Source organism: Rhodococcus sp. 4CII (genome assembly GCF_014256275.1).
GTDB classification, from domain to species: Bacteria; Actinomycetota; Actinomycetes; order Mycobacteriales; family Mycobacteriaceae; genus Rhodococcus_F; species Rhodococcus_F wratislaviensis_A.
Genome location: NZ_JACCFE010000002.1, coordinates 3,770,499 through 3,796,870 on the forward strand (window position 1 = coordinate 3,770,499; position 26,372 = coordinate 3,796,870).

At 68.6% G+C, this 26,372-nt stretch carries 28 protein-coding genes; 12 read left to right on the plus strand and 16 right to left on the minus strand.

From position 1 onward, the window contains the following. Nucleotide 1: 1 nt before the first annotated feature. The 6 genes from H0B43_RS18245 to H0B43_RS18270 all read left to right on the plus strand — a co-directional run bounded on the left by H0B43_RS18245 (nucleotide 2) and on the right by H0B43_RS18270 (nucleotide 6,051). Nucleotides 2-730, plus strand: a complete 729-nt coding sequence (locus H0B43_RS18245; RefSeq protein ID WP_185726644.1) for an enoyl-CoA hydratase/isomerase family protein — start codon at nucleotides 2-4, stop codon at nucleotides 728-730. A 74-nt stretch (nucleotides 731-804) separates the two neighbouring features. Continuing rightward, nucleotides 805-2,214, plus strand: a complete 1,410-nt coding sequence (locus H0B43_RS18250; protein ID WP_185726643.1) for an MFS transporter — start codon at nucleotides 805-807, stop codon at nucleotides 2,212-2,214. A 170-nt stretch (nucleotides 2,215-2,384) separates the two neighbouring features. Further along, nucleotides 2,385-2,759, plus strand: a complete 375-nt coding sequence (locus H0B43_RS18255) for a nuclear transport factor 2 family protein (protein WP_185726642.1) — start codon at nucleotides 2,385-2,387, stop codon at nucleotides 2,757-2,759. A gap of 71 nt (nucleotides 2,760-2,830) precedes the next feature. Then, a complete protein-coding gene (locus H0B43_RS18260) occupies nucleotides 2,831-3,922 on the plus strand; it encodes a DUF6777 domain-containing protein (protein ID WP_185726641.1) in 1,092 nt (363 codons plus the stop codon). A gap of 250 nt (nucleotides 3,923-4,172) precedes the next feature. Next, nucleotides 4,173-5,300, plus strand: coding sequence for a TIGR03364 family FAD-dependent oxidoreductase (locus H0B43_RS18265; protein ID WP_185726640.1), 1,128 nt, complete (start codon nucleotides 4,173-4,175; stop codon nucleotides 5,298-5,300). A 49-nt stretch (nucleotides 5,301-5,349) separates the two neighbouring features. Beyond that, nucleotides 5,350-6,051 carry a phosphonatase-like hydrolase gene (locus H0B43_RS18270; protein ID WP_185726639.1) on the plus strand — a complete coding sequence of 234 codons (702 nt, stop codon included), beginning with the start codon at nucleotides 5,350-5,352 and terminating at the stop codon, nucleotides 6,049-6,051. Between the two features lie 19 nt (nucleotides 6,052-6,070). Here H0B43_RS18270 and H0B43_RS18275 read toward each other — a convergent pair whose 3' ends face one another. Beyond that, nucleotides 6,071-6,826, minus strand: a complete 756-nt coding sequence (locus H0B43_RS18275) for a GntR family transcriptional regulator (RefSeq protein ID WP_185726638.1) — start codon at nucleotides 6,824-6,826, stop codon at nucleotides 6,071-6,073. A 115-nt stretch (nucleotides 6,827-6,941) separates the two neighbouring features. Between H0B43_RS18275 and H0B43_RS18280 the strand changes: the two genes are divergently transcribed. Both H0B43_RS18280 and H0B43_RS18285 read left to right on the plus strand, forming a co-directional pair. Continuing rightward, a complete protein-coding gene (locus H0B43_RS18280; protein WP_185726637.1) occupies nucleotides 6,942-7,901 on the plus strand; it encodes an alpha/beta fold hydrolase in 960 nt (319 codons plus the stop codon). 175 nt (nucleotides 7,902-8,076) lie between these two features. Next, nucleotides 8,077-8,724: a maleylpyruvate isomerase family mycothiol-dependent enzyme gene (locus tag H0B43_RS18285; RefSeq protein WP_185726636.1), complete on the plus strand. Its 648-nt coding sequence runs from the start codon at nucleotides 8,077-8,079 to the stop codon at nucleotides 8,722-8,724. A 3-nt stretch (nucleotides 8,725-8,727) separates the two neighbouring features. Here the strand turns inward: H0B43_RS18285 and H0B43_RS18290 are convergent, their stop codons facing one another. The 5 genes from H0B43_RS18290 to H0B43_RS18310 form a co-directional block, all read right to left on the minus strand. Then, entirely contained in the window at nucleotides 8,728-9,069 is a 342-nt protein-coding gene (locus H0B43_RS18290) for a hypothetical protein (protein ID WP_185726635.1), read from the minus strand. Nucleotides 9,070-9,222: 153 nt separating this feature from the next. Then, the gene (locus H0B43_RS18295; protein ID WP_185726634.1) at nucleotides 9,223-9,891 is read right to left on the minus strand and encodes an SDR family oxidoreductase; all 669 of its coding nucleotides are present in this window, start codon (nucleotides 9,889-9,891) and stop codon (nucleotides 9,223-9,225) included. Between the two features lie 24 nt (nucleotides 9,892-9,915). Beyond that, nucleotides 9,916-10,326: a TIGR03668 family PPOX class F420-dependent oxidoreductase gene (locus H0B43_RS18300; protein ID WP_185726633.1), complete on the minus strand. Its 411-nt coding sequence runs from the start codon at nucleotides 10,324-10,326 to the stop codon at nucleotides 9,916-9,918. Next, a complete protein-coding gene (locus H0B43_RS18305) occupies nucleotides 10,326-10,907 on the minus strand; it encodes a hypothetical protein (protein ID WP_185726632.1) in 582 nt (193 codons plus the stop codon). Before H0B43_RS18305 ends, H0B43_RS18300 begins: the two co-directional genes overlap by 1 nt. Nucleotides 10,908-10,954: 47 nt before the next feature. Further along, on the minus strand, nucleotides 10,955-11,575 hold the full coding sequence (locus tag H0B43_RS18310; protein WP_185726631.1) for a LysE/ArgO family amino acid transporter: 621 nt from the start codon (nucleotides 11,573-11,575) through the stop codon (nucleotides 10,955-10,957). A 72-nt stretch (nucleotides 11,576-11,647) separates the two neighbouring features. Between H0B43_RS18310 and H0B43_RS18315 the strand changes: the two genes are divergently transcribed. After that, nucleotides 11,648-12,523 carry a LysR family transcriptional regulator ArgP gene (locus H0B43_RS18315; RefSeq protein WP_185726630.1) on the plus strand — a complete coding sequence of 292 codons (876 nt, stop codon included), beginning with the start codon at nucleotides 11,648-11,650 and terminating at the stop codon, nucleotides 12,521-12,523. 45 nt (nucleotides 12,524-12,568) lie between these two features. Further along, entirely contained in the window at nucleotides 12,569-13,567 is a 999-nt protein-coding gene (locus tag H0B43_RS18320) for a PHP domain-containing protein (protein WP_185729913.1), read from the plus strand. A 33-nt stretch (nucleotides 13,568-13,600) separates the two neighbouring features. Here the strand turns inward: H0B43_RS18320 and H0B43_RS18325 are convergent, their stop codons facing one another. Further along, nucleotides 13,601-15,523 (minus strand): BTAD domain-containing putative transcriptional regulator, encoded by a 1,923-nt coding sequence (locus H0B43_RS18325; protein WP_185726629.1) that lies wholly within the window; start codon nucleotides 15,521-15,523, stop codon nucleotides 13,601-13,603. Between the two features lie 83 nt (nucleotides 15,524-15,606). Between H0B43_RS18325 and H0B43_RS18330 the strand changes: the two genes are divergently transcribed. Then, nucleotides 15,607-16,482, plus strand: coding sequence for an alpha/beta fold hydrolase (locus tag H0B43_RS18330; protein ID WP_185726628.1), 876 nt, complete (start codon nucleotides 15,607-15,609; stop codon nucleotides 16,480-16,482). Nucleotides 16,483-16,484: 2 nt separating this feature from the next. Here the strand turns inward: H0B43_RS18330 and H0B43_RS18335 are convergent, their stop codons facing one another. Genes H0B43_RS18335 through thiS form a run of 3 tightly spaced genes read right to left on the minus strand, consistent with a single transcriptional unit; the run spans nucleotide 16,485 to nucleotide 18,297 of the window. After that, the gene (locus H0B43_RS18335) at nucleotides 16,485-17,294 is read right to left on the minus strand and encodes an MBL fold metallo-hydrolase (RefSeq protein ID WP_185726627.1); all 810 of its coding nucleotides are present in this window, start codon (nucleotides 17,292-17,294) and stop codon (nucleotides 16,485-16,487) included. A gap of 42 nt (nucleotides 17,295-17,336) precedes the next feature. Next, nucleotides 17,337-18,107, minus strand: a complete 771-nt coding sequence (locus tag H0B43_RS18340; protein WP_185726626.1) for a thiazole synthase — start codon at nucleotides 18,105-18,107, stop codon at nucleotides 17,337-17,339. Then, a complete protein-coding gene (thiS, locus tag H0B43_RS18345; protein ID WP_185726625.1) occupies nucleotides 18,100-18,297 on the minus strand; it encodes a sulfur carrier protein ThiS in 198 nt (65 codons plus the stop codon). The genes H0B43_RS18340 and thiS overlap by 8 nt, the downstream gene beginning before the upstream one ends. Before the next feature lie 204 nt (nucleotides 18,298-18,501). On the opposite strand from thiS, the gene H0B43_RS18350 reads away from it, so the two are divergent. Then, nucleotides 18,502-18,717, plus strand: a complete 216-nt coding sequence (locus H0B43_RS18350) for a hypothetical protein (protein ID WP_185726624.1) — start codon at nucleotides 18,502-18,504, stop codon at nucleotides 18,715-18,717. A 3-nt stretch (nucleotides 18,718-18,720) separates the two neighbouring features. Here H0B43_RS18350 and H0B43_RS18355 read toward each other — a convergent pair whose 3' ends face one another. The 6 genes from H0B43_RS18355 to H0B43_RS18380 all read right to left on the minus strand — a co-directional run bounded on the left by H0B43_RS18355 (nucleotide 18,721) and on the right by H0B43_RS18380 (nucleotide 26,200). After that, nucleotides 18,721-20,889 carry a serine/threonine-protein kinase gene (locus tag H0B43_RS18355; protein WP_185729912.1) on the minus strand — a complete coding sequence of 723 codons (2,169 nt, stop codon included), beginning with the start codon at nucleotides 20,887-20,889 and terminating at the stop codon, nucleotides 18,721-18,723. 67 nt (nucleotides 20,890-20,956) lie between these two features. After that, nucleotides 20,957-22,285, minus strand: a complete 1,329-nt coding sequence (locus tag H0B43_RS18360; protein ID WP_312033706.1) for a hypothetical protein — start codon at nucleotides 22,283-22,285, stop codon at nucleotides 20,957-20,959. A gap of 141 nt (nucleotides 22,286-22,426) precedes the next feature. Then, complete coding sequence (locus H0B43_RS18365) at nucleotides 22,427-23,848, minus strand: amino acid permease (RefSeq protein WP_252190122.1); 1,422 nt, start codon at nucleotides 23,846-23,848, stop codon at nucleotides 22,427-22,429. 332 nt (nucleotides 23,849-24,180) lie between these two features. After that, the gene (locus tag H0B43_RS18370) at nucleotides 24,181-24,996 is read right to left on the minus strand and encodes a hypothetical protein (protein WP_185726621.1); all 816 of its coding nucleotides are present in this window, start codon (nucleotides 24,994-24,996) and stop codon (nucleotides 24,181-24,183) included. A gap of 195 nt (nucleotides 24,997-25,191) precedes the next feature. Continuing rightward, complete coding sequence (locus H0B43_RS18375; RefSeq protein WP_185729911.1) at nucleotides 25,192-25,869, minus strand: GntR family transcriptional regulator; 678 nt, start codon at nucleotides 25,867-25,869, stop codon at nucleotides 25,192-25,194. A gap of 22 nt (nucleotides 25,870-25,891) precedes the next feature. Next, nucleotides 25,892-26,200, minus strand: a complete 309-nt coding sequence (locus H0B43_RS18380; protein ID WP_312033705.1) for a WhiB family transcriptional regulator — start codon at nucleotides 26,198-26,200, stop codon at nucleotides 25,892-25,894. Between the last annotated feature and the right edge of the window lie 172 nt (nucleotides 26,201-26,372).

Sequence of the window (26,372 nt, forward strand, 5' to 3'; positions counted from 1 at the left end):
GATGCCGACCGAGAACACCGGGACCGTCGAGGTGCGGCGCGACGGCAGCGTTGCCGTCGTCACCCTGCGGCGGGAACAGAAGCGCAATGCCCTGTCCACGCACATGGAGGCCGCGCTGCTCGACGCACTGAGATCACCGGACGTGAAGTCCAGTCGTGCAGTGGTTGTCACCGGGGGCGACTCGGTGTTCTCGGCCGGTGCGGACATCACCGAACTGCGGGAGATGACCCCGGAGGCGATCGCCGAGTACTACCGGACGTCCGGGTCGGTGTACGAGGTGCTCGCCGCCCTCCCGCAGCCCACGGTGTCGGCGATCACCGGCTACTGCCTCGGCGGCGGGCTCGAGCTGGCGCTCGCCACCGACATCCGGGTCGCGGATCCGGCCGCCGTCTTCGGGTTCCCGGAGATCGGAATCGGCATCCTCCCGAGCTCCGGTGGAGTCACCCGCACCATCCGCATCGTCGGGGCGGGTCGTGCCCGGGACCTCGTCCTGCGCGGACGGCGCTTCGATCACACCGACGCCGAACGCTGGGGTATCGTCAGTGAGATCTCCCCTCCCGCAGAGCATGTGAAGCAGGCACTGAGCATCGCGCACGAACTCGCGGAGTATTCGCCGCTCGCGCTGAGCATCACCAAGCAGGTGCTGGACGTCGGAGCCGATGCCCCGCACCACGCCTCGCTGCTGCTCGAGCAACTCGCCTACTCGGCGCTGAACAAGACAACCCCTTAGCGGTACCGGCCGAGCGTGGCCGACTCGACCGCCACCCCCAGGGTGACGGCACCAATCTACGTAGTGGAGACGACATGAGTTCCTTCGACGTGATGGACAGACCCGCCAAACGCGGGTTCCACACCAAGCTCCTGATCGCGTGCTGTGGCGGACCATTCCTGGACGGGTACGTCATGAGCATCATCGGCGTGGCCCTGCTCGGAGTGTCCGAGCAACTGCACCCCACGACGGCCGAGGCGGGATTGATCGGCGCGGCCTCGCTGATCGGTATCTTCTTCGGCGCCACCGTGTTCGGATTCCTCACCGACCGGATCGGCCGGGAAAAGATGTACGCCCTCGACCTGGTGGTGCTGGTCGTCGCGTGCGTGCTGTCGGTGTTCGTCCAGTTGCCGTGGCAGCTCATCGTCCTGCGCTTCGTCATCGGCGCGGCCATCGGCGCCGACTACCCCATCGCAACCTCCCTGCTCACCGAGTTCACCCCCACCAGGAAGCGCGGCGCGATGGTCGGGATGTCGGCCGTCGCGTGGTCGGCGGGCGCGGTCTCCGCCTACGTGGTCGGTGCCCTCGTGGTCGGCATCTCCGGCGGCAACGACCACTGGCGCCTGCTGCTCGCGTCAAGCGCAGTACTGGGTTTGATCGTGATCCTGGTGCGCCGCGGAATTCCGGAGTCGCCGCGGTGGCTCCTGAAGAACGGCCGGGTGGCGGACGCCGAAGCCGGCGTCGAGAAGATTTACGGGGAGAAACTCGACCTGAGCAAGGTCACCGTCGAGGACACGGCCGACCAGCCGAAAGCCGACATCAAGATCTACTTCCGGGGCCAGTACCTCGCCCGGCTGATCATGTGCAGTGCCCTGTACCTGGCGGTCGTGACGCCGCTCTACGCGCTGCTGACCTTCCTGCCCACCATCCTGTCGGGCTTCTCGATCTCCGGCGACGGTTCGGCGGGTCTCATCGTCGAGACGGTCATCATCGGGCTCATCGTCGCCGGGTCCATTCCCGCACTGTTCCTCGTGGAGAAGTGGGGCAGGCGCCCGATCGCCGTCGTGCCGCTCGCGCTGATGGTCCTTCCGCTGGCCGGACTGTGGCTGTGGGCGGACGGCCCTCTCTGGTTCATCGTCGCCGCATTCTGCGCATACGCGTTCATCTCGGGCGGCCCGAGCATCCTGGTGTGGATCTACCCCAACGAACTCTTCCCCACCGAGTTCCGGGCCACCGCGGTGGGCATCGCCACCGCCGTCAGCCGGTTCGGCGCCGCGACCGGCACGTACCTGCTGCCGCTGAGTATCTCCTCGCTGGGCACCGGCGCCACGATGCTCTTCGGTGCGGTCCTGACGGCGGTCGCCTTCGTGATCTGCTTCTTCATGTCTCCGGAGACGAAGGGGAAGTCGCTCGAAGAGGTCTCGTCCGTATCCGCTGCGCCGACGGCCGGGACGAGTGCTCCCCGGCTGGAGACGTTGGAGAAGGCGTCCGCGCCGCGAACCTGAGAAACCGCGAACCTGAGGAACCGTGTCCCGTCCGCCCCTGCCGCCGCGCCGGCAGGGGCGGAGCCCTGTGTGCCACGTCCCGCTGCCTGGGAGAAGGGGCTCCCCACCGGGCCGGTGCTGCGTTAGTCTCACCGCTAGAACACGTTCTATTCGACTGAGGAGTTCGCATCATGGCACCGTCCGCAGAAGACATCCGCAAGACCGTCGAGAGGTACATCGAGGCGGTGGCCACCGGGACCGCCGACGACGTCGTCGCGCTGTACGCCGAGGGCGCCACCGTGGAAGACCCGGTGGGTACCGAACCGCGGACCTCGGTGGAATCGCTGCGCGAGTTCTACGCAGTGATCGAACCGCTGAAGCAGACCGGTGAACTCCTCACGCTGAAGATCGCCGGCAACTCGGCGGCGTTCCACTTCTCCCTCGTTACCGACCTGGGTGAGCAGAAACTCGGAATCGCGCCGATCGACGTCATGACCTTCGATGACGACGGCAAGATCACGTCGATGCGGGCGTTCTGGTCGCAGGAGGACATGATCACCAGCTGACCGGTTGCCGGGCCCGGTAACCACACCGCAATACGGCCCGGCCGATCCGCGACTGTGCTTACGATGGCGAGGTGGCCACCGACGTCGCCGGGCGGGCTGCACGGCGTGCCCGACGCAGACGAGTCGTGCGAGCCGGTACGCGCCCCGGGCGCGCACCGCGTAGCTGGCTGGCGGTAGTCGGCGCCCTGACGGCCACGCTGGTCGTCGCGTGTTCGTCGGGTCCGGGCGGCCACCCCGATCCGGTCGACCTCGACGCGGCCACCGACAGCGGCCAGCTTCCCTGGACGGAAGTCCTGCTTCCCCCGCAGACGCCGACGACGGTGCCGTTCGGTCCGCCCGGCACCGACCTGCCGGCCGAACCGCGGGCCGCCGGGATCCGGGTGATCGGCGATCGAGCCGGTCTCTACGGCGGAAGCCCCGACCGGGTGCTGTGCGACCGGCAGCGTCTCGTCGACGACCTCGAGGGGGACCCGGCGAGGATGCAGGCCTGGTCGAGTGTGTTCCACGTCGACGACGTGCGCAATTACGTCCGCACCCTCACTCCGGTGCTGCTGCGTGCGGACACCCGGGTCACCAATCACGGTTTCGACGACGGTCACGCGGCCGCGTTCCAGTCGGTGCTCGAGGCCGGGACCATCGTGCTGATCGACGATCACGGTGTTCCCCGCGTCCGCTGCGTGCGAGGGAGCCCGTTACTGTCCCCCGTGGTGAATCAGGAAGCGGAGATACAGGGAGATCCGTGGCCGGGTTTCCAGCAGGATCGGTTGTACGTCGTGCAGCCGTCCAACGTGGCGATGACCGAAGTGACCGTGGTGGATCTGATGACCGGTGGCCTGGTGCCGGTGCCGATCGGATCCGGTCCGCAGCAACCGGCGGAGCGGCCGAATCCGGTGGTTCCCGTGGAAGCCCAGGCACCGGTGGTGGATTCGCCGCCGCCGCCGGTGGTGGTGCAGCAGGCCGCCCCCCGGCCCGCACCCGTTCCGTCCCCGGAACCCGTGGCGCCCGCGCCGCCGCCCCCACCTCCCCCGCCACCCGCACCCGAGCCGCAGGTGAACTACCCGCCCGCGCCCGCCCCCGCCCCGGCGCCGGTGCCCGTGCCGCCGCAGCAGATTCAGGTGCAGATACCTGGTCTGCCGCCCATCGTCATCCCCATTCCCAACTGAGCGAGCTCGTCGACAGGGCGACGAGCGCGGCGTTCATCTGCAGATGAACGGCGCCGAACACACCGAGCCGACCGCGACCGGGGCCCATGCCAGAGGCCACTGCCCCACCGACAGCGCGGTGGGGATCCCGTTGCAGGAGGGGAAGTCGGCGCAACGGACGATGAACGGCGCGGATAACGTATATATACATGTCGGTTGAAACCATCAACTTGTATTGACATGTTGCGTCCGGAAGTTCACAGTGGGTGTCATGACAAATCAACGTCGATACGACGTGGTGGTTGTCGGTGCCGGAATCGTCGGCCTCGGGCACGCGTATCACGCACTGAATCGGGGTCTGTCGGTGGCGGTGGTCGATCACGCCGACCGGGTTGCGGGCGCTTCGATTCAGAACTTCGGCCACGTCTGCCTCACGGCTCAGTCGGGGATCGCCCGCGAGTATGCGCGAACGGGCCGGGAGCACTGGCTGGACCTGTCGCGTAAGGCCGGATTCTGGTCGTCCGAGTCCGGGACGTACTGCGTGGCCAGGCACGACGACGAACTGGCGGTCCTGACCGAATTCGCGGAGGAGCGCGGTCCGTCCGAGGTGGAACTGCTGTCGCGTGATCGGATCCTCGCGGCGCTGCCGATTGCCGGCGACCGCGTCGTCGGGGGCATGTACATGACCGACGACCTGCAGGTCGACCCGCGGCAGGCGGCCCCCGCCGTCGCGCGGTGGCTGGAAGCATCGGGAATCGAATTCTTCTGGCGCACCGCGGCATCCGGATTCGACATCGGAGTGGTCCATACCTCACGGGGCGACCTGCGTGCCGGGACGGTGTTCGTCACGGTCAACTGCGACATCGACCGGCTGTTCCCGGAACCGCCCGAGCGCGGCGGACTTCAGCGGTGCCGGCTGCACATGATGCGAGCCCGGATGCCGCTGTCCGGGCGGCTGCCCGCGCCGTTGTTCACGGGATGGTCGCTGGTGCGCTACAGCGGTTTCGAGAATCTTTCCGCGACGGCGACGCTCGCGGCGAGGCTCCGCGACGAGTATCCCGACTACGTCGACCTCGATCTGCATCAGATGTACACACCGCAGCCCGACGGGTCGATTCTGCTGGGCGACACCCACATACACGAGATCACGGCGGAACCGTTCCAGTCGGAGGAGGGATTCGACGTGCTGATCCGTGAAGCGGCCGCGATGTTCGGCGTCCCGGACGTCACGGTCACGGAGCGGTGGCAGGGCGTGTACAGCTCGGCCCCCGGATCGGAGTTCCTGATCGAGGAGCCGATCGACGGCGTGCACATCGTCACCGTCACCACCGGGATCGGCATGACGACGGGCCTGGGTCTGGCGAAGGACCGGATCGACCACGTTTTCGGGCTGGCGTAACAGCGCTCTCCCACAAGAACATTCACCGAACATCGAGAGGAACACGACAATGGGAACACATGACCGCGACATCAGTCTGGTCGTCTTCGACATGGCAGGCACCACCGTGGAGGACAGCGGACTGGTGCAGCAGTCCTTCCTCGCCGCGGACGCGCACGCAGGACTGTCGAAGACGGACGACGACCGCCGGCGGATGCTCGACTACGTGTCCGACACCATGGGGCAGTCCAAGATCGTCGTCTTCCGCCATCTCAGTGGGGGAAACGAGGAGCAGGCGCAGGCCGCGAACAAGGAATTCGAACGCTGCTACTCGCAACTCGTCGCCGACGGCCGGTGCAGCGCCGTCCCGGGCACCGAGGAGCTGTTCGACTCGCTGCGGGAGCAGGGCATCAAGATCGGGCTCACCACCGGATTCGCCCACGAGACGCAGCAGTCGATCATCCGCGCCCTCGGCTGGGAGAACGTCGCTGACGTCGTGCTCTGCCCGGGCGACGGTGTCCGCGGCCGGCCCTATCCGGACATGGCGCTGACCGCGCTGATGCGCACCGGCGCCCCGTCCGTGCAGTCGATGGTGGTGCTCGGCGACACCGCGTCGGACGTCACCGCCGGCCTGCGCGCCGGAGCGCTCGCGTCTGTCGGCGTGCTCACCGGCGCCCACGACGCCGTCCAGTTGTCGCAGGCCGGCGCCACGCACATCCTCGACAGTGTCGCGGAGCTGCCCGGTCTGCTGGCCGAACTGCGCGGCGCCTGATCCGCCCGGTTCCGCCTGGCTAGCCTCCGGTGGCGTCGTCCGCCGGAAGCCGGGGGTCGATGGTGCGGGCGTTCACGATGCTGAAGGCGACGAGGTCGGGCCGGTACCGGTCGTCGGCGTACTCGAAGATGTCGCCGTGCTGATCGCGGGACGTCCGGCGTTCCCGCAGCAGGGGGCTGCCGGGGTCGATGCCGAGGTGTTCGGAGTCGGCCTCGCCGGCGGCGACGGCGTCGAGCACGTGCTCCATCGATTCGAACCTGACGCCGCGGGAGGTGAGGTAGTCGGTGATCGACCCGGAGTCGATGTCGAACTCGAACAGCAGGGAACCGACGCGGTCGGTGAACGTGCTCCGCTCGAGCATCGTCGGTTCGCCGTCCAGCAACCGGACGCGGAGCACCTCGACGACGAAGTCGTCCGCGCCCACTCCCAATGCGACGGCGGCAGGTTCGGACACCCGGCGGCGAGAGATCTCGAGCGTGCGGCTTCCTGCGGTGCGTCCGGTGCGGCGGGCCCACTGGGAGAACGGGGTGAACGTGTCCAGGGTCTGCGTGATGTCGTGGCTGCGCACCACGGCCGGTTTGCCCTGGGACAGCTGAATGAGCCCCTCGTTCTTCAACGTCGCGAGAGCCTGGCGCACGGGACCGCGTGACACCTCGAACTCCGCGCAGAGCATGCTCTCGCTGGGCAGCGACTCCCCGACCGCGTACCGCCGTTGCATGATGCGCTGCCGGAGCTGGAGCGCGACGAACTCGTGGCGGGATCGGGCCTCCACCATTGCGCGTCACCCCACTTCCCCGGTCGGTCGCCACTGCGAGTCAGGTGCATTCTAATGGTGTCGCCGCTACGCTACAGTGCGAGAACGCGTTCTGGCAGGCGGAGGGGTGGGGAGCATGACGTCGTCGACGGAGCGGGTGGTCACGGTCAACGGATTCCGTTGGCAGATAAACGAACTGGGCGACGGGCCGCCGGTCGTTTTGTGCCACGGATTCCCCGGCCTCGGCTACAGCTTTCGTCGTCAGATGCAGGCGCTCGCGGACTCCGGGTACCGCGCGATCGCCCCGGACATGCCCGGGTACGGCGGCACCGACATTCCCCGCGACATCGACGACTACACGAACGAGCGGGTGTCGGACGCGCTGATCCGCCTGCTCGACGCGCTGGGCCACGAGCGGGCGGTGTTTGTCGGCCACGACTTCGGCGCGCCCGTCGCCTGGACCGTCGCCCTCCGGCACCGCGAGCGGGTGGCGGGGCTGGTGCTGCTGGCCGTTCCCTACATGCCCGACCGCTTTCCGCTGCGACCGTCGGAACTCTATGCATCGATGGCGCGCAAGCACTTTCTGCACATCCACTACTTCCAGGAACCCGGCGTCGCCGACCGGGAACTCGACGCCGACCCGCGCGGATTCCTGCACCGTGTGTTCTACGCATTGTCGGGCGACTACCGCTACCTCGACATCTGGCAGCATCCTTCGGAGGGCAACGGCTACCTGGACGTGCTGCCTGAGGCCCCGCCCCTGCCGTGGTCGTGGCTGACGGAAGACGAGTTGGACCATTACGTCGAGGTCTTCACCCGCACGGGGTTCACCGGCGGTCTCAACTGGTACCGGGCATACGACGCCAACTGGGAACGCGGCCGGGCCGTCGCCGTTCCACTCGAGGTCCCGACGTTGTTCGTGGCGGGAGAGAACGATCCGGTCCTCGCGATGAGCGGTAGGCAGCCTCTCGACCGGATGCGTGACACCGTTCCCGACCTGCGCGGCGTCCACCTCCTCGAGGGGGCCGGGCACTTCGTCCAACTGGAGCGGTCCGAAGAGGTCAACGAGTTGCTGCTCGACTTCGTCGCCGGCTGAACAGGGCGCCTCCCCTTCGATGCGGGCAGTTCGCCGATCGACACGAGATGCGCGGTGAACGCGTCGGCGTCCGCATCACCCACCACTCTTCAACCACGTTGTTCGACAGTCGATCTCAGTAGCGGTACGGACGTCCGCGGGCGGGCTGTCGGGGGCATCGCCTAGCATCGTCGGCATGACGTCGCCTGCAGCACTGTCGTATGCCGAACTGCTCGACGCCGTCGCCCGATCGCAGACAGCGGTCGAGGCGACGCTCGAGGGGGTGACCGACGATCGGGCGCGGGAGCCGTCGCTGCTACCCGGGTGGAGTCGGGGGCACGTGGTCACGCACCTCGCGAGAAATGCGGATGCGCTCCACCGGTTCGCCGTCGGGGTGATCACCGGCGAGGCCGCGCCCGAGATGTACCCGGGTGGTCCGGCGGCGCGGGCCTCGGCGATCGAGGAGGGGGCCGGACGTCCGGCGGAACTGCTTGCCGCCGATTTCCGCTTCGCGGGACGGCGGGTGATCGAGTCGCTGCGCACGATCACCGAGGATCGCTACGAGACGCCGGTGAACTGGCGCAAGCGGGTGCCCGCGCGGCAGGTGCCGGTGCTGCGGTGGCGTGAACTCGAGATCCACCACGTCGACCTGGGGCTCGACTACTCGACGGCCGACTGGCCGGAGGGCTTCGTGGAGCACACGCTGGAATCGGAGCTGCCCGCGCTGACGGAGCAGAATCCGGACGTCACGGTGCCGGAACTGCCGCGCACCGAACTGCTGGCGTGGGTTATCGGACGTCCCACGCGGAAGGGGCTGCCGCCCGTTCCCGAGTGGCCGTTCTGATCGTCAGGCGTACTCGATGTTCTCGAAGGTGTCGGCGTCGTCGAGCGCGTCCCAGATGATTGCGTAGCGCTTGTGGGTCATCTCGTCGGCGTCGACGAGCAGGGCGTCGAACAACGACTTCGGGTTCTCCTGCCACGTCTGCACGAGGGACGTGACCGCGTGGGGAGTGAACAGACCGGATCGCGCTGCCGCCTCGATCCACTCGTCGAAGTCACCGTCGTAGATCCGCTCGACTGCCTCGCGATCGACCTCGCCGTCACCGAGATCGAGAGTGAACATCGTCGCGAAGAGTTCGCCGTCGACCGCGACAACGGTGTCGCTGGGCATGCGCTGATCGGTGTTCATCGTGGGACAACCTCCTGGGAGTCAGCTGGGAGAACCTGACTCGCGTTTGCGACCTCTGCTGATGAGAAGAACTGTAGGGCGACTAATTGTGAGCAGCTTAAAGCCTTTCTGTGAGATCAATCTGTGATCTATCTCACGCAGGTTTCTTCGCGGTCAGCGCACCCGCAGCACGACTTCTGTGGGGTGCGCGTCCGCGGGTGTCTGGATGGCGTTCACCACGGCTTTTGCGACGGTCGACGGCTGTAGATACCTCTCCGGGCGGTACTCGTCGCCCTCGCCGGCCACGATGGCGCGCTGCATATCGGTGTCGATCCGGCCGGGATGAATTGACGTGACGCGCAGTAACGGTTCCTCGAGTCGCAGGGCGTCCCCGAATGCCCGGAGGGCGAACTTGCTCGCCGCATACGACGCCCAGCCGGCGTTCGCGCGGATCCCCGCACCCGAGTTGATCAGGACGACGTGGCCACCGGCCGTGCGCAGGGCCGGCAGCAGCAGACGCGTCAGTTCGGCCACCGCGATCACGTTCGCCTCGAGGGTGTGCCGCCACTGCTCGACGGTCGACCCCTCGACGGTCGCGAGGTCGGCGACGCCGGCGTTGTGGACCAACACGTCGAGTCGCTCGATCGGGGCGCACGCGGCTGCCACCGCGTCGTAGTCGGTCACGTCGACGGGCCACGGCGAGGCGGCGGGCAACTCCGCGAGAATGCCGTCCAGCGATTCCGCAGACCGGGCGCCGAGCAGGAGGTCGTGGGTCGGTGCGAGTTCCCGGGCGACGGCGGCTCCGAGGCCACGGCTCGCACCGGTGATCAGGGCTGTGGGCATGCTGAAGAGGCTAGCGCCAAGTACTCACAGGCCGGAGGCAGCCCAGTGATGCCAGGACAAGTTGCGGACGGCGACGACGGGCCCGTCGGGGCGGCGGTCGAGGTACTGCGGATACTTCGCGGCGAGAGCGTCGATCGCGGTGGTGCCCTCGGCGGAGCCGGGTTCGAGGATCTCGGCTCGCCCGTCGACGCGCACCCACCACAGGTGGTCCCAGTTCTCGTCGTAGTGATCCACGAGCAGGGTGACCGCGGGGTTGGCGGAGATGTTCGCCAGGCGGCGTAATGCTGTGGTGCGCTTCGGTTTGTGATCGACGCAGGAGTAGATGGTGTCGGAGTCGAGCGCGAAGACGAGCGGAACCAGATGCGGCACACCGTCCGCCCCGGCGGTGGCGAGCCGGGCGACCCGGGCGGCCGCGAATCGTGCGACGGCGTCCATCACGGCTCCATCAGGTAGTCGCCGCTCACCGGTTCGGGGAGGGCGGGAACGCCCAGTGGGCGCTTGAAATATGCCCACGGGAACCACAGCGTCCCGACCTTCTGCCAGCCGTCGGCCTCGAGCTTCTGGCGGCTCGCCAGCGCCGACACGCGGGTGTGCTCCCATTGCTCCTCGGATTTGCGGACGGTGTGGAAGAGGGTGCCGAATCCGACGGAGTGCCAGCCGTAGGCGCCGGCGTGGTTGAGGATGCGCATCTCGTTGAACGCGGTGAGCGGGGTGAGTTGGCGCGTCCGGCCGTCCGGGTCTGCGTCGGAGGTGTCGCCGATCCGTTTGCCGAAGCGTTGTTGGGCTGCTTGCCGCGACATTCCGAGGGCTGCGCCGATGGTGTCCCAACTGTGCCCGGCGGACCGCGCGGCCGCGATGGCGGAGACCAGCAGTTCGTCCACCGACTCCCGGGCCCGTGAGGTGAGTTGGACGAGGTCCAGGTACGCGGCCGGGTCGTGGTCGAGTCGCGCGTCGATGTCGGGGTCCGCGCGGGAAATGGCGTCCGACAGCAGTTGGGTGAGCGCGGACTCCAGCATGTGTCAAGTATTGGTTGACAAATAGGTATCTGTCAACCACATGTTGACTAGCCTGCGACGAGGGTGATGCCGAGGGTGAGCATCAGCGCGGCGATCCCGCCGTCGAGCACGCGCCACGCGGCGGGGCGGGCGAACACCCGGCGCAGGAACTGGGCGCCGTACCCGAGTGCGACGAACCAGAAGACGCTTGCGGTGGCGGCGCCGAAGCCGAACAGCCACCGCCCCGATTCGCCCTGGTTGTTGGCCACCGAACCGAGCATCAGCACCGTGTCGAGGTAGACGTGCGGGTTGAGCCAGGTGAGTGCGAGGCACGTGAGGACCGACGTCGCGAGGGTCGCCGACCCGAGATCCTGTGTGGCGTCGAGGGCGCCGGGACGCAGGGCGCGACGAGCGGCGAGCGCCGCGTAGGAGACGAGAAATGCTGCTCCCGCCCAGCGGATCACGGTGATCGCGGCCGGGGCGTGTTCGAGGACGGCGCCGATTCCGCTGATCCCGACGGCAATGAGTACCGCGTCCGAGACCGCGCAGAGCGCGACCACCGGCAGGACGTGCCTGCGGACGATGCCCTGTCGCAGCACGAACGCGTTCTGCGCGCCGATCGCGACGATCAGCGACAGTCCGGTGCCGAATCCGGCGGCGGCCGTGAGCAGGGCAGGGGTGAGGTGCATGACGACAACGCTACGAACGCGGCGATCATCAATCCAGCTAAATATCCTTCATTGCCATTAGCATCACTTCATATGGATCTGGACCTCGCCTCGCTCCGCACGTTCGCCGCCGTGATCGACGAGGGCACCTTCGACGCCGCCGCCCGCGTCCTGCACATCACGCCGTCCGCGGTGAGCCAGCGCATCAAGGCGCTCGAGCAGCAGGTCGGACGCGTCCTGGTGCAGCGAACGAAACCGGTGAGGGCCACCGAATCCGGGCACGTCGTGCTCACGCTCGCCCGCCGGATGGCGCATCTCGAGCGCGAGGCCATGTCGTCCCTCAATCCCGACGAGCCGACGACGAGCACCCTGTCTCTCGTCGTCAACGCGGATTCGCTGTCCACATGGATGATTCCGGCCCTCGCCCGTCTCGCGCCGGAACACCGCGCGCTGTTCGACCTGCACCGGGAAGACGAATTCCACTCGACCACCCTGCTGCGGGAGGGCACGGTGATGGCCGCGGTGACGTCCGTCCCGGAGGCGGTGCAGGGCTGCACCGTGGAGAAACTGGGGTCGATGCGGTACCGCGCGCTGTGCAGCCGGGAGTTCGCCGAACGCTGGCTCCCCGACGGCCCCACGGCGGACGCTCTCGCGGCGGCACCGATGCTCGACTTCGACCGCAAGGACGAACTGCAGTCCCGGTTCCTGCGCGGGTTCACGCGACGCCGGGTGCAGCCGCCGCGGCACTACGTCCCCGGGTCTTCCGCGTTCTCCGACGCCGTCCGCTACGGATTGGGCTGGGGCCTGCTGCCGGAGTTGCACACCGGCGACGACCACGGTCTCGTCGAACTCGACCCCTCCCGGCCCGTCGACGTCCCGCTGTACTGGCAGCGGTGGAAGTTGGATTCGCCCATTCTCGCTGCGCTCACAGCCGTGGTCCGGGACGGGGCGCGCGAAGCGTTGCGGTGACGTCCGGGTGGGCGCAACACTGGAGTCATGGACGCCGACAGCCCGATGGACCCGGTGCAGGCCCTGCGTGAGACAGCGTTCTGGCTCGAACGGTCGCGGGCGGAGACCCACCGCGTGAAGGCGTACCGGCGCGCAGCGGACGTAGTGGCCGAACTGACGGAGGAGCAGCGGGACGTCCGCCGGCGTACCGACAGCTGGAAGGATCTGCCGGGCATCGGACCCAAGACGGCGACGGTGATCCGGGAGGCGCTCGACGGGGTCCCCGTCTATCTCGCGGAACTGCGGGAGAATGCGGAGCCGATCGGCGGCGGCGCGCTGCGTCAGGCGCTCAAGGGTGATCTGCACACCCACTCGGACTGGTCGGACGGCGGCAGTCCGATCGACGAGATGATGCGCAGCGCGGCGCTCATCGGCCACGAATACTGCGCTCTGACAGACCATTCCCCGCGTCTGAACGTCGCGAACGGGCTGTCCGCGGAACGCCTGCGGTCGCAGCTCGAGGTGATCGCCCAGCTGAACGAGGAACTCGCGCCGTTCCGCATCCTCACCGGCATCGAGGTCGACATCCTCGACGACGGTTCGCTCGACCAGGATCCGGATCTGCTCGACCAACTCGACATCGTCGTCGCCAGCGTGCACTCCAAGTTGCGGGCCGAGCGCGGAGCCATGACCCGGCGGATGGTCAAGGCAGTCGAGAACCCGCGGGTCGACGTGCTGGGGCACTGCACCGGCCGCCTCGTCGAAGGCGGGCGCGGGACCCGGCCGGAGTCGACGTTCGACGCGGAGCAGGTGTTCACCGCCTGCCGCGACAACGACACCGCCATCGAGATCAACAGCCGCCCCGAGCGCCGCGACCCGCCGAGCCGTCTCATCGACCTGGCCATGGACCTGGGCTGCCTGTTCTCGATCGACACCGACGCCCACGCCCCCGGACAACTCGCCTGGCAGGGGTACGGGTGCGAACGGGCGATGCGATGCGGAGTCGACGCCGACCGCGTCGTCAACACGTGGTCCGCCGACGACCTGCTGGAATGGGCCAAATAGCCCCCGTGCGTGGTTGGGGAGCGCAGGGACTCGTCAACCACGCACGGGCCGAGGGGCCACCGTGAGCACCCCACTGCCCGCCCCCGCGATTTCCCCTGCGGCGGGAGCTAATTCGGCTCGTGCCCGTTCCGTCAGCCGGTGATCGCCGACAGTGGCCGCGGCGTGCGCGATCAGGCTCCACAGCGCCTCGACGAGCAGATCGCGCGGCGGTTCGGGAACCCGGCGCAGCGCAGCCGCCGCCTCGTCCGCGCGGCTGTCCGCCAGCAGGAGATGAGGCCGCGCCCACGGTTCGTACGGTCCCCAGTCGGTGTCGGCGCCGAATGTCACCGGCAGGCCCCGCGACACCCGCAGGCACAGCAGCGCCAGCGGGAGGATTCCGCGTTCGAGTCCGGGCATCCCGCTGCCCGCGAGCAGTTTCGCCGCGGAGCGATAGCCGGCCTCGGCGTCCGCGTCGGACGCGCCCGTCGCCGCGGCGCGCATCGCCCGGTACCACGTGGTGAACACGGCCACCAACGGCCGCTCGTGCCGTGCGGCCAGAACATCCACTGCGGCAGCGTGCTCGTCGGCGCCGGTGAAGTCCCCGAGCGCTCCGAGCGCCTGAAGACGGATGAGATGCCCGAGTACCTCGAAGTTCACGAACCCGTGCCGAGCCGACAACGCGATCAGTTCCCGGCCGATCGCGTCCCGCTCGGAGGCCAGGCCCGAGCGGTAGAAGGTGTGCATGAAGACGCCGTTCAGCGCGGACGCGAGCAGTGCCGGATCGTCGAGTGCGCGGGCGATCTCCTCCGATTCGCGGGCGGCCTGCAACCCGCGGTCGCCGCGGGTTCCGCGTGATTCCAATGCGATCGTGGCCAGCAGCCGGGCTCGGGCGGTGTCGTGGATTCCCGGGGGAAGCTGCGCGAGGGCGCGTTCGGCCGCGTCGACGATCCGGGCGGCCTGCTCCGGGTCGTCGGAGCGGGTCCAGATGGCGGGGACGTCGTAGGCCCCGATCACGCGGGCGGTGAGTTCGGGGTCGCCCAGTTGTTCGGCAGCGGTGATCGTCGCGAGCCGTTGCTCCCGGGCCGCCTCGAGCCCGCTGCCGCCGGTTACGGCGAGACTGCGCAGCAACCCGACCGTCGACTCGAGCCGCGCCCGGGCACCGGACGCCACCGTGCGGTCGTAGGCGGCGGCTGCCCGCTCCCACATCCGTCCGGGGTCGAGTTCGAGCCGGTCGTCGCGGCGCAGGATGTCGGTCTCGAGGGTCGTCAGCTGTGCGCTCGGGTCGATCCCCAGTTCTTCGGCGAGAAGCTCACACGCCCGGCGCAATACGGCCAGCGCATCGCCCTGGCGGCCGGACCGGTAGAGGGCGAGGACCAGCAACCGCCACGCCCGTTCCCGCCAAGGGTGTTCGGCCACATGGGCATCGAGATCCGGTACGGCCTCGGCGGCGATCCCGAGAGCCAGTCGCGCCTCCGCCTGCCGCTCGACCGCGGACAGCCGCAGCTCCTCGAGGCGCGCCCGTTCGGGGCGGGCCCACGACTCCTCTGCGAACTCCGCGTATGCCGGGCCGCGCCACCACCCGAGCGATTCCTCCAGCAGATCGAGTGCCTGCCTCGGCGTGGCCGTCGCCGCGGCCGCGACCGCGTGCTCGAACCGCCACGCGTCCACGGACTCCGGAGCGACGCGGAGCGCGTACCCCGGACCGTCGGTGACGAGCAGCCTCGCGGCGGTACGGGCGGTGCGCTGCGGCTCGAGTGCGCGGCGCAGAGCCGAGACGAACGTGCGGACCGCGCCCTTGGCCCCGTCGGGCGGGTCGGCCCACAGATCGTCGACGACGACGTGCACGGGAACGACCCGTCCCCGGGCGACGATCAGGCGGGCGAGCACCGCTCGGTGACGCGGGCCCTTCAGATCGACGGGATCGCCCGCCTCGTCCCATGCCACCACCGATCCGAGCACACCGAACGTAGGAGTCACCCCGCCACGGTATAGCGCTCATCGAATGCTCATCGACCTCCCCGAGACTGGACGAGAACCCCCGAACCTCGAAAGGATCATCCGTGACCCCTGGCATTCCCGGATTCGACCACCAGCGTGTGACCGTCGACGACGTGGACCTGCACGTCGCGGTGGGCGGTTCCGGCAGCCCGATCGTCCTGCTGCACGGCTTCCCCCAGACCCACCTCATGTGGCGGCACGTCGCCGCCGAACTGGCCGCCGATCACACCGTCATCTGCCCGGACCTGCGCGGCTACGGCGCGAGCGACAAGCCGGTCGAAACGGACGGCACCGTCTACTCGAAGCGGACGATGGCCGCGGACGTGGTCGCACTCGCGAGGGAACTGGGCCACGAGCGGTTCGCGCTGGCCGGGCACGACCGCGGCGCGCTGGTCGCCATCCGGGCGGGCCTCGACCACCCCGGGACGATCACCCATCTCGCGTCGCTCGACGTGCTGCCGACGCTGGACACGTGGGACATCCTGCACGGCAGGAACGCCGCGGTCGCATTCCACCTGTACCTGATGGCGCAGCCGCCCGGGCTGCCGGAGCAGATGATCGGCGCGAGCGCCGACGCCTTCTTCGGCCATTTCCTCGACGTCTGGACCCGCGACCCCGGCGCGATTCCCGCCGACGTGCGTGCCGAGTACCTCCGGGCGTCCCGGGAAGCGGTGCCGTCCATCGTCGCCGACTACCGGGCGTCCGCGGGCATCGACGTCGAACACGACCGGGCGGATCGGGCCACCGGGCACCGCCTGCGGATGCCTGTCACCGTCATCCAACAGGACTGGGGCAGCCTGCTCGACTACGACGCCGCGGGCCTCTGGCGGGCCTGGGCCCCCGACCTCGTGCACGAGACCCTCACCGCGGGCCACTTCATGGCCGAGGAAGCACCCCGGGAGGTGGTCGACGCGGTGCGTGCCCTCGTGAAGAGGTAGGACTAGGCCCGCTCGCCGGCCAGTTCGTCGAAGAGTGTGGGGTCGTGTGCGGAGAAGACGCGGACGCGTGGGGAGGCCTGATTGTTCAGTTCCCGGAGTCGTCGGTGGTTGTCGCGGATCTTCGATCGGTCGACCGCGATGAGTTCCTCCATCACGCGCAGGGCACGACCCGCGGTTCCGGGCGACACCTGCCCAGGGGCGGCGACGGTGCTGCGGTGGTAGAACGCGTCGCCGGCGTGCAGCAGCCAGCCCCGGTCGCCGGTGTCGACGGCGACCGCCGCGTGACCCCGGGTGTGGCCGGGCATGGGGACGAGGACGATGCGGCCGCCGAGTTCGTCGACCGGGTGGGTGCCGGCGAATCCGAGCACGGATTCGCCCGGCCCCGAGTAGGTGCGGACCGCGGGCACGGCTGACAGCTGGGCGGGCCGGTACCGAACCCTCTCGCGGAACGTCGAACGCCCCTCGGAGGCAGCGTGTTCCGCCGCCGTGGTGTGCAGGGTGGCGTTCGGAAAGTCGGCGACCCCGCCGATGTGGTCGAAGTCGAGGTGCGTCGCGACGATGTGGGTGACGTCCGACGGATCCAGCCCCAGCTTCTCGAGCCGGCGGACCGCCGTCTCCGACTCGCGGAACCGGGCACCCGTCAGCTTTGCGTACCTGCCGACGCGGCGCGTGGGGTCGGCGACATCCGCCAAGCCGAAGCCGGAGTCGACCAGCACGATGCCGGTGTCGGTTTCGCATGCCAGCACGTGGCACACCAACCGGCCCATGAGCGCCGACGAGAACGTGCCGCAGTTGAGGTGATGTACCCGCATGGAGGTCGACGGTAGCGGAGCGCGCGGTGGAAAGCGGCCCGATTACACCGCGACCGGTGACGACGCCTGCGCCCAGAACCGTTTCGGTATGCGCCCCGCCGTCCGGGCGTGGCGTCCTGCGATGACCGCGCCGGCCATGGCTGCGGCCATGAGCGGAGGGTCGGAGGCGCGGGTGACGGCCGTGGCGAGCAGGACGGCGTCGCAGCCGAGTTCCATCGCCAGCGCCGCGTCGCTCGCGGTGCCGATCCCGGCGTCGAGAACGACCGGGACGGACGTGCGGGCGACGATCATCTCGATGTTGCGGGGGTTGGAGATGCCGAGACCGGTGCCGATGGGGGAACCGAGCGGCATCACCGCGGCGCACCCGGCGTCGACGAGGCGCTGCGCGAGCACCGGATCGTCGTTGGTGTAGGGCAGCACCACGAAACCGTCGTCGACGAGTTGTTCTGCTGCCGAGACGAGTTCGATTCCGTCGGGGAGCAGCGTGCGCTCGTCGGCGACCACCTCGAGCTTGACCCAGTTCGTGCCCAGAGCCTCACGGGCGAGGCGAGCGGTGAGCACGGCCTCCGCGGCACCGCGGCAGCCGGCCGTGTTCGGCAGCAACGCGATTCCCAGCCGGTCCAGCAAGTCGAGCAGCCCGGTTCTCCCCGCGGCATCCACGCGGCGCATCGCCACAGTGGTCAGTTCGGTACCCGAGGCGATCAGTGCCTCCTCCAGCACGGACAGGTTGGCGGCACCGCCCGTGCCCATGATCAGCCGCGACGAGAACTCCCGGCCCGCAATCGTGAGTGGGTCGGTGCGGATCTCAACCACCCTGCACCGCCGTGAGCACCTCGATGGTCCAGCCGTCCTCGACCGACGTCGCCCACTGCGACCGGGGCAGCATGGTGCCGTTCACCGCGAGCGCCACTCCCCTGCCGGGAAGCCTCAGCCGGACCAGGAGTTCCTCGACCGGGCAGGGGTCGGGTAGATCGTGGACGTCGCCATTGACCGTGATGCGCATCGGTACCTCCGAACGGGATTCTGCGAGCACCCGAACGGTACCGTCGAATTTTGGCCGTCGGCAGAACCACTTGCGCACTGCGTGACGGGTCCAGATTGGACCCCTGCGGCGCCGCCCATCTGGACCTTCTGGACCCGTACCAGTCGGAGCACAGTGGTCGGTGAGAGAGCCCCGGTGGGGCCGAATTGTCAGATCGGAGTAGAGATGAGCGCCATTGTCGCGACCCGACGCCGCCCCGCGAGGTCGAGGGAGGAAGAGCGGTTGGCCAACGAATTGGAGGACTCTCGGCGCCGCATCATCGAACTCATGGCTCAGCTGGCCGAAACAGCACGAAGCCGTGACGCGTTGAGCGACCACCTGCAGGTGCTGGCGTGGAATGCCCGATGGGGACGGGCGCAGATCGGTTTCGCCGGCCGGTGACGGCTACAACCAGGTGGTCGGCCGGATCAGGTTCGCGAGATCGACCAGCGTGTACCGATGCCGGCGCTCGGGGGCCTTGCGCGCCAGCGCCCGCAACGCCGACTCCGCGCCGGTACGCAGGCCGCGCTCGGTGAACGGCACGCTCAGAATTCGCGGCGCCTCCGGGGTGCCGCCGGCGTGCAGCCAGTCCACGGCCACACCGAGTACGAGAACGCGGGTCTGCAGCGCGCGACGCTCGTCGTGGGCGAGTAGTTCGACTCTCCGGGCCGCCTCCTGCAGGTCCTGTTCACTCACCTCGGCGAGCGGCCGATCGTGGACGAGCATCAGCACACTCGTCAACCGGGCCTCGGCGTAGTGCCGTGACGTCGGTGGCACCTCGTCGAGTGCCTCGACCGCGTGCGCCCGGTCGTCGCGGTGCTCGAGTTGCCGCGCCAGCCCGAACGCGGCGCTGACCGCGCCGTGGTCCGTGCGCCACACCGTGCGGTAGTACTTCTCGGCGGTCTGCCGCCAGTGCTCGATGCGATCGCCCGCCCGGTACTCGCACCACATCTCGGCGGTCGCCGCGAGAGCCAGCTTCGGGGCCTCCTCACCCGGCAACGCGCTCAGGACGGAATCGAAACGGGCGAACGCCGCCTCGAAGTCGCCGCCGACGAGCGCACACAGTCCGGTGTGCCAGTCGACGCGCCACGTGTCCTCCCGTTCGTGGTCGAGGGATTCGAGGATGACTGCGGCGTCACGCGGCTGCCCGAGATCGAGGTGCGCGCGCACCTCGGCGAGCGGGATCTCGATGCTGGAGGTCGCGGCATCGTTGTCGGCGGCCTCCTTCGCCCGGTGCAGCGAATCGAGGAGTTCCCGCGGTCTGCTGTGGACGACGGACAACAGGGGTGCGGCGGGATCGTCCGGGTCCACCAGCGGGATCGGCAGTGCCCGAACGATGCTCATCGCACTGATGCACTCGTCCCGGCGGTGCCCGTCGACGTAGACGTCTGTGCGGCTGATCGTGAGGTCGGTGCCGAACGTCGTGCGCTGCGGGCTGAACCGGTGCGACAGCCCCGGGAACGGGGTTCCGGTCTGCTGGGCGCGCACCTCGCGCAGCACGCCGTCGAGTTGCGTCGACATCTCCTCGGCCGAGTTGAACCGTCGAGCCGGATCGGGATCGATGGCCCGGAGCAACAGGCGACGGTAGAACTCGTACTCCGCCAGCAGCGGCGCCTCCTCGGGTGTCGGCAGACCGTCGACGTAACACCCGCCGGCGGTGGGCATGTCGAGCGTCAGCACGGCGAGCGTGCGTCCGACGGTGTAGATGTCCGAGGCCACGGTCGGCCCGGTGGTAGCGATCTCGGGGGCCTGATACCCCTGGGTGCCGTAGATGTACCCGTGATCCCCGATTCGCGCGACCGCGCCCATGTCGATGAGCTTGAGCTGCTCGTAGTCGTCGCCGATCATGATGTTCTCGGGCTTGAGGTCGTTGTACACCAGGCCCATGGAGTGGAGATATCCGAGGGCGGGCGTGACCTCGCGGAGATAGCGGATGGCGTGCTCCACCGGCAGCATCGGCCTCGGGTCGTCCGGCTCGGCCTCGTTCTTCAGCTCGGTGAGCAGATCGCGCAGGGTGCGGCCCCGCACGTATTCCATGACGATGTAGCCGACGGGATTGCCGTCCATGCCCGGGTGTTCGACGAAGTTGTAGATCTTCACGATGCTCGGGTGCGTCACCTCGGCGAGGAACCGCCGTTCGGCGAGCGCGACTTCCTGGGCCACGGGATCGCCCGAGTGGAGCAACCCCTTGAGCACCACCCAGCGGTCGCTGACGTTGTGGTCCAGCGCGAGGTAGATCCAGCCGACGCCGCCGTGGGCGAGGCATCCCAGCACCTCGTACTGACCCGCCACGAGCTCGCCCGCCTCGAGTTGCGGGGCGAAGGAGAAGACGGTGCCGCAGTGGGAGCACACGCCCTCCGTGTCGCCCGGGCGCGCGGCGGTGGAACGACCGACCGGGCGCTTGCAGCGGTCGCAGTAACGTTTGTTCTCCGCCAGAACGGGATTGGTCAGCAGCATCGACAGGTCGGAGGTGTGGACGGCGTCCGGCACCGTGCGCGACGAGGGCGCATCGGTCTCGTCGTCGTCCGCGAAGGGATCGAACTTCACACCCCGGGTGGATTCCGGGTCGTCCATCGGTGTTCGCCTGGTCTCGTCGCTCACGGTCGCTGACACCTCGATCCCGGTCGCGTCACCCGTGTCATCAGTGGTACTCGTTCAGTCTGGGCCAAATCCCCCCACCGACGGCGAACCCGCAGAGCACGCCGATTACCATGCTACCGACGGCGAGCTGCGACAACGACCGATATGCGTCGGCCATGCCGTCGAGTTCCTCGCCGCGGAAGCTGTCGATGCCGTTCTGCAGCGCCTCGTCGAGCGCCGCGAATGTGGCGGTGGACGCCGTGTCTCCGGGCCCGATCGCGATGACCGTGGCTCCCGGGTAATCCCCGACCGCCAGCCGCTGTTGCGCCATCTCGTGCGCGTGCCGCCAGCCGTCGAGCGCGGTCTCCGCGCCGTCGATCGGGTCGCCGCCCGCGCGGAGTTGCGCGAGGATGTCGGCCAGCGCGGCGGAGCGCCGGACGTAGTCGATCTCGGACTGTTCGTCGGAGCCGCGCTCGAGCAGCGCGAGGGTCTCGTCTGCGCGAGCCTGCTGGGCGAGGATCCGGGCCTGGGTGATCGTGGCGAGTGGTTGCGCCCCTTCGGTTCTCGCCCGATCGGTCGCCGCCGTGGAGACCAGGGTTGCGACGGCCAGCCAGACCAGGAGGGTGGCGGCGAGGAGGGAGGCGAGCACCAGACCCGGGTTGACGCGTCGTTTGCTCTTGCGCACCAGATACACCTGCGCGAGAACGAGCGCGACGAGCAGGGCGACGGCGACGGCGAATGCTGCCCTCGGGATCCGGCCGGTGACCACCTGGGTGTCGGCGACGGACCGCGACTGCTCCGAGTAGAGCCGCTCGGCTGCGGGCAGAATCGTGTCCTGCATCAGGGTGGACGCGTCGCTGAGGTAGGCGACGCCGACCGGATTGCCGGACCGGTTGTTCGATCGGGCCGTCGCGATCAGAGTGGTGTATTCGGAGAGGTGCCGTGACACCTCGGACAGCAGTGCGAGGGCGGCGGTGTCCGTCGACGCGACGCCGTTCGACGCGGTGACCAGCGCATTCGACGCGTCCCCGATGGCCTGGTTGTACCGATTGCGCACGGCGTTCGACTCGACGCCGCCGGAGATGAACGACGTTGCGGCGGCCGCGTCGGCGATCGACAACGAACTGTAGAGCCGCTCGGCCGCATAGGTCAGGGGTTCGGTGTGGGTCCGCAGCGTCTCGATGCGCTGCTGCCGGGCGCCGATCGCCGCCGACGTGATGGCGCCGGTCGCCAGTGCGGCGGTCACGAGCGCGATCCCCAGCACGGACAGGCGTCCCGGGGTCGAGACGAGGAATTCCCGCCACGGCCGGCGCCGGGATTCGGGCTCGACGAGGAGGGACTCGTCCAGCGAGTGTTCTTCGGTGACGGTGTCGTCTCCGCGGTGGAACACGGTGTCCTCCTCCGCCGAGGTTTCCTGCAAGTGTGCCCCGATGTGCGCCGCGTCGGGGCGGAAAAGCCATGTCGGGAAGAGACACGCAGAAGGGCAGGGACCGCGGCGGCGGTCCCTGCCCTCGGAGCTGTCGGGTATACGTCAGTGTTGCTCGCGCGTCACGATTCCGACCAGTTGTTCCGCTTCGGCACTCTCTGCACTCTCTGCACTCTCGGCGCGCTGCGCGGCGGGCGCGTCGACGGTGTCGAGGCGTTCGGCACGGGTGCGGCCGCGCCGGCGGAACTCGTAGCCGATCAGGATGAAGGCCAGGGTCACGACACTCAGCCAGAATTGGGAGCGCGTGGTGGGCAGCACGGCCATCGCGGCGATCACCGTGCCCATCAACGCGATGGTCGCGTAGCTGAGCCAGGGAAAGAGCCACATCTTCAGACCGAGTGACTCCGGATCCTGCGCCTCCAGTTTCCTGCGGAGCGCGACCTGCGAGATGGCGATCATGAGGTAGACGAAGAGTGCCACGGCGCCGTACGAGTTCACCAGGAACGAGAACACGAGATCCGGAGAGACGAACGCCGCGATCACCGACGCGTATCCGATCACCGTTCCGGCGAGGATCGCTCGCCGGGGGACGCCGCCACCGGACAGCCGCGTGAACATGTGCGGGGCGTCGCCGTTGCGGGTCAGGGCGAACAGCATCCGCGAAGACGTGTACAGAGCCGAGTTCAGGCAGGACAGCACCGCGGTGAGGATGACGACGTTCATGATCGTGGCCACCCCGGGAATGTGCAGCGCCGCGAGGGCCGCCGCGTACGGGCTGACGCCCACCGCCTCGGTGCTCCACGGCACCACCGCGACGACCACGAAGATGGAACCGACGTAGAACGTGATGATCCGGACCACGATGGAGCGCATCGCCCGGGCGACCGCCTTCTTGGGTTCCGCGGATTCGGCGGCCGCGATGGTCACGATCTCGGCGCCGGTGAAGAACGCCACGCAGGGAACCACCGCGGCGAGCACCGCACCCCAGCCGAGCGGAGCGAACCCGCCGTGGCCGACGAGGTTCGCCACCCCGGGAGTGGAGTCCGGCCACAGTCCGGTGATCCAGAGCGCGCCCAAACCGAGGAACAGGACGATCGCGATCACCTTGATCGACGAGAACCAGTACTCGAACTCACCGAACGACCGCGCCGACACGAGATTGGTGCAGGTCAGGATCACGAGAAGGCCGAGGCTGAGAGTCCACAGCGGAGCCGACGGCAGGTAGAGCTGAAGGATGCGACCGCCGGCGATGGCCTCGACGGCGACGACGATGACGAAGAAGTACCAGTACATCCATCCGACCGAGAATCCGGCGCGGTTGCCGAGCGCTTCCCGGGCGTAGACGTAGAACGACCCGACCACCGGCCTGGCCACCGCCATCTCCGCCAGCATCCGCATGATCAGGAGGGTGATGACCCCGGCGATCAGAAACGACACGATCGCCGCTGGGCCTGCGCTCTCGATGACGACGCCGCTGCCGACGAACAGTCCGGCGCCGATCACCCCGCCCAGGGCGATCAGGTTCATGTGCCGCTTCTTCAGGCCCTTGCCGAGACCGGAGTCCTCGGATTGGGCCGGGGGTGGTGTTGAAGTCACGTTTTCCTCCACTGTGCGCTGACGGCAATCGTCAGGTCGCCATCGCGATCCGCGGTCGGATCGTCGGCGGTTGGAACGGAGAACAGTGCCGGCGGAGAGGGGGAGACGATCCACCGCGAACTGAACTGGTTGTGTGATGCAGACCACTGTATGGAGGGTGCAGTGGGCAGCACAGTGCCAGTTCTCGAGCGCCTCTGAGGTCCAGATCGGTGAAAGGGCGGTGAGTGCGCCCGCGCCACCCCGACGCGGGCGCGCCGGAGGGACTACCGGCCGGTGCCGTCGGCCTCCCCGCGGAGGGAACCGCGACCAGGTGTCCGTGCTGTCGGGAGCAGCGGCCGCCAGGGCCAGTACTGCCCGAGGCTGCGCCGCGCACGCACGAATCCGAGCCCGAGCACGAGTCCGAAGATCAGATGCCCGATCAGCGACAGGGCCAGCGTCGTCGCCGTGAGCGGAAACATCTCCTGCTGCCCGTTCGGCGACAGGGCGACCGTGGCGATGAGCCCGGCCCACACCGGGAACACCGCGAAGCCGACGAAGGCGAAAAGTATTGCGCGACGCGACAGATGCTGGAGTCCCACGGCGAGGGCGAGGATGAAGGATCCGATACCGATTCCCCCGCCGTCGCCGAAGTAACGCCACACGTAGCCGACGATCGCGCCGGTCCTTGTGTCGGTGCCCGAGTGGAGCCAGGTGCCCATCTTCGGGATGAAGTCACCCCACAGGCCGAGCAGGTAGACGGTATCGAGGCGGAAGGCGTCGTAGGCCAGGCACGCGAACATTCCCCAGCCGAGTCCGAGACCGACGATGCGGTCGATCGGGTGCGGAGCGAACACGCACAGCACGGCGAGGATGACGGCCAGCGGGATGATCACCAGTGCGCCAGTGGTATTCATCGGCACGATGCCGAACACCTGCGCCGAGATCGCCAGCAGCGGCAGGGCCGCGAGCGTGAGATACATGAAAATCCGGGCGAAGGTCCAGTGATGCTGGACCGTCGTCGGGACGGTTACGGGTGCGGGCACGCCCGGCGGGTCGTGTTCGTGGACGTCGGGAACGGTGGGGTCGGGGATACGGGGCATGAAGACGGGTTCCTTTCGGTCGAGAATGCTTCTCTCTCCGTGCTTTCGGATTCGGACCTCCCCAGAGTCCGTCACCCGCCGGGTATTCGAATAGTCCCCCAAGGGGTGGAGGCAGCCACCCAGGTCCTGTTCGTGATCGACCCGGCCGTCACCCCGCTGGGCGCCGTCGCCTCCTACACGTGGGAAGTACCGGTCCTAGCCGGCATCCTGCTGCGCCGCGAGTTGCACTCTGATCCGCGCGGTGGCGTCGAGGAGCGATTCGTTGTTGACGGTGGCCGCGGCGTCGGCGTCGTGATCACGCGCGGCATCGACGAGACGCTGCTGGAACGTCCACAACGAATCGTCCTCGGGGGTATCCATCGTGCCCGCGGCGCCGACGATCTTGTACGCCCGGCACTGCTCCCACAGCATGCGGATCGTGTTGACGAGTACGGGGTTCTCGGACGCCTCGTACAGAATGCTCAGCAGCGCCTCGTCGTGGTCGAGGCAGGCCACGACACGGCGCTCGGCGATGGCGGCCCGCATCAGATCGAACTCGTCCTGCATGCGTGCAGTGTCACCGGGGCTGATCTTGGCGGCGCCCAGCCGGGCAGCTTCCACTTCGAGCAGCCGGCGCACGTCGTAGACATGTAACAACTCGGCGAGGGTCAGGCCCTTGACCACCGCTCCCTTGTGCGGGGACCGTTCGGCCAATCCGGCTTCTTCGAGTCGGCGGATGGCCTCGCGCACCGGCATGACGCTGGTTCCGACCTGTGCGGCGATGTCGCGGATACGCAAGCGTGAACCCGCAGGCAGATCGCCGTTCATGATCGACTCGTGGATCATCGCGTAGACCTGATCGGTCAGCAGCGAGGTGTCGGCGCGCTTGGGTATGGCCACCGCTCAAATATAGGCGTCACGGTCGAGACGGCTCGCCGGCCCGAAGCGGCCAGTCTCGGCGGCGGGAGTTCTTCCTGCGGTCGGATTCGGTCGTGCCGCCCCACACGCCATACGGCTCACCCGAGGTCAGGGCGTGCCGGCGGCACGGTTCGACGACGGGGCAGGCCTGGCAGATGCGCCGGGCCTGCGCCTCGCGCCGGACGCGGGCAGAACCGCGTTCGCCCTCGGGCGAGAAGAACATCGACGTCTCGGCTCCGCGGCACGCGGCGCGACGCCACCAGTCACGGGATTCTCGGGCGGATGGTGCAGTGGTGTCGTTCGGCACGAGAGTCCTTCGCTAAATCGTCGCTGCGGATGGCGGACCGGCGTGCGCGGCCCTCTCGCTCAGTGTCGTCGGTGATCGCGCGGCAGAACCCGGGCATTCACCTAGTCCTACTTAGGCACGTGACGGCCGGGTTCGAGCGTGGTTGTCAGCCCGGTTCGTAGACGCGGCCGGT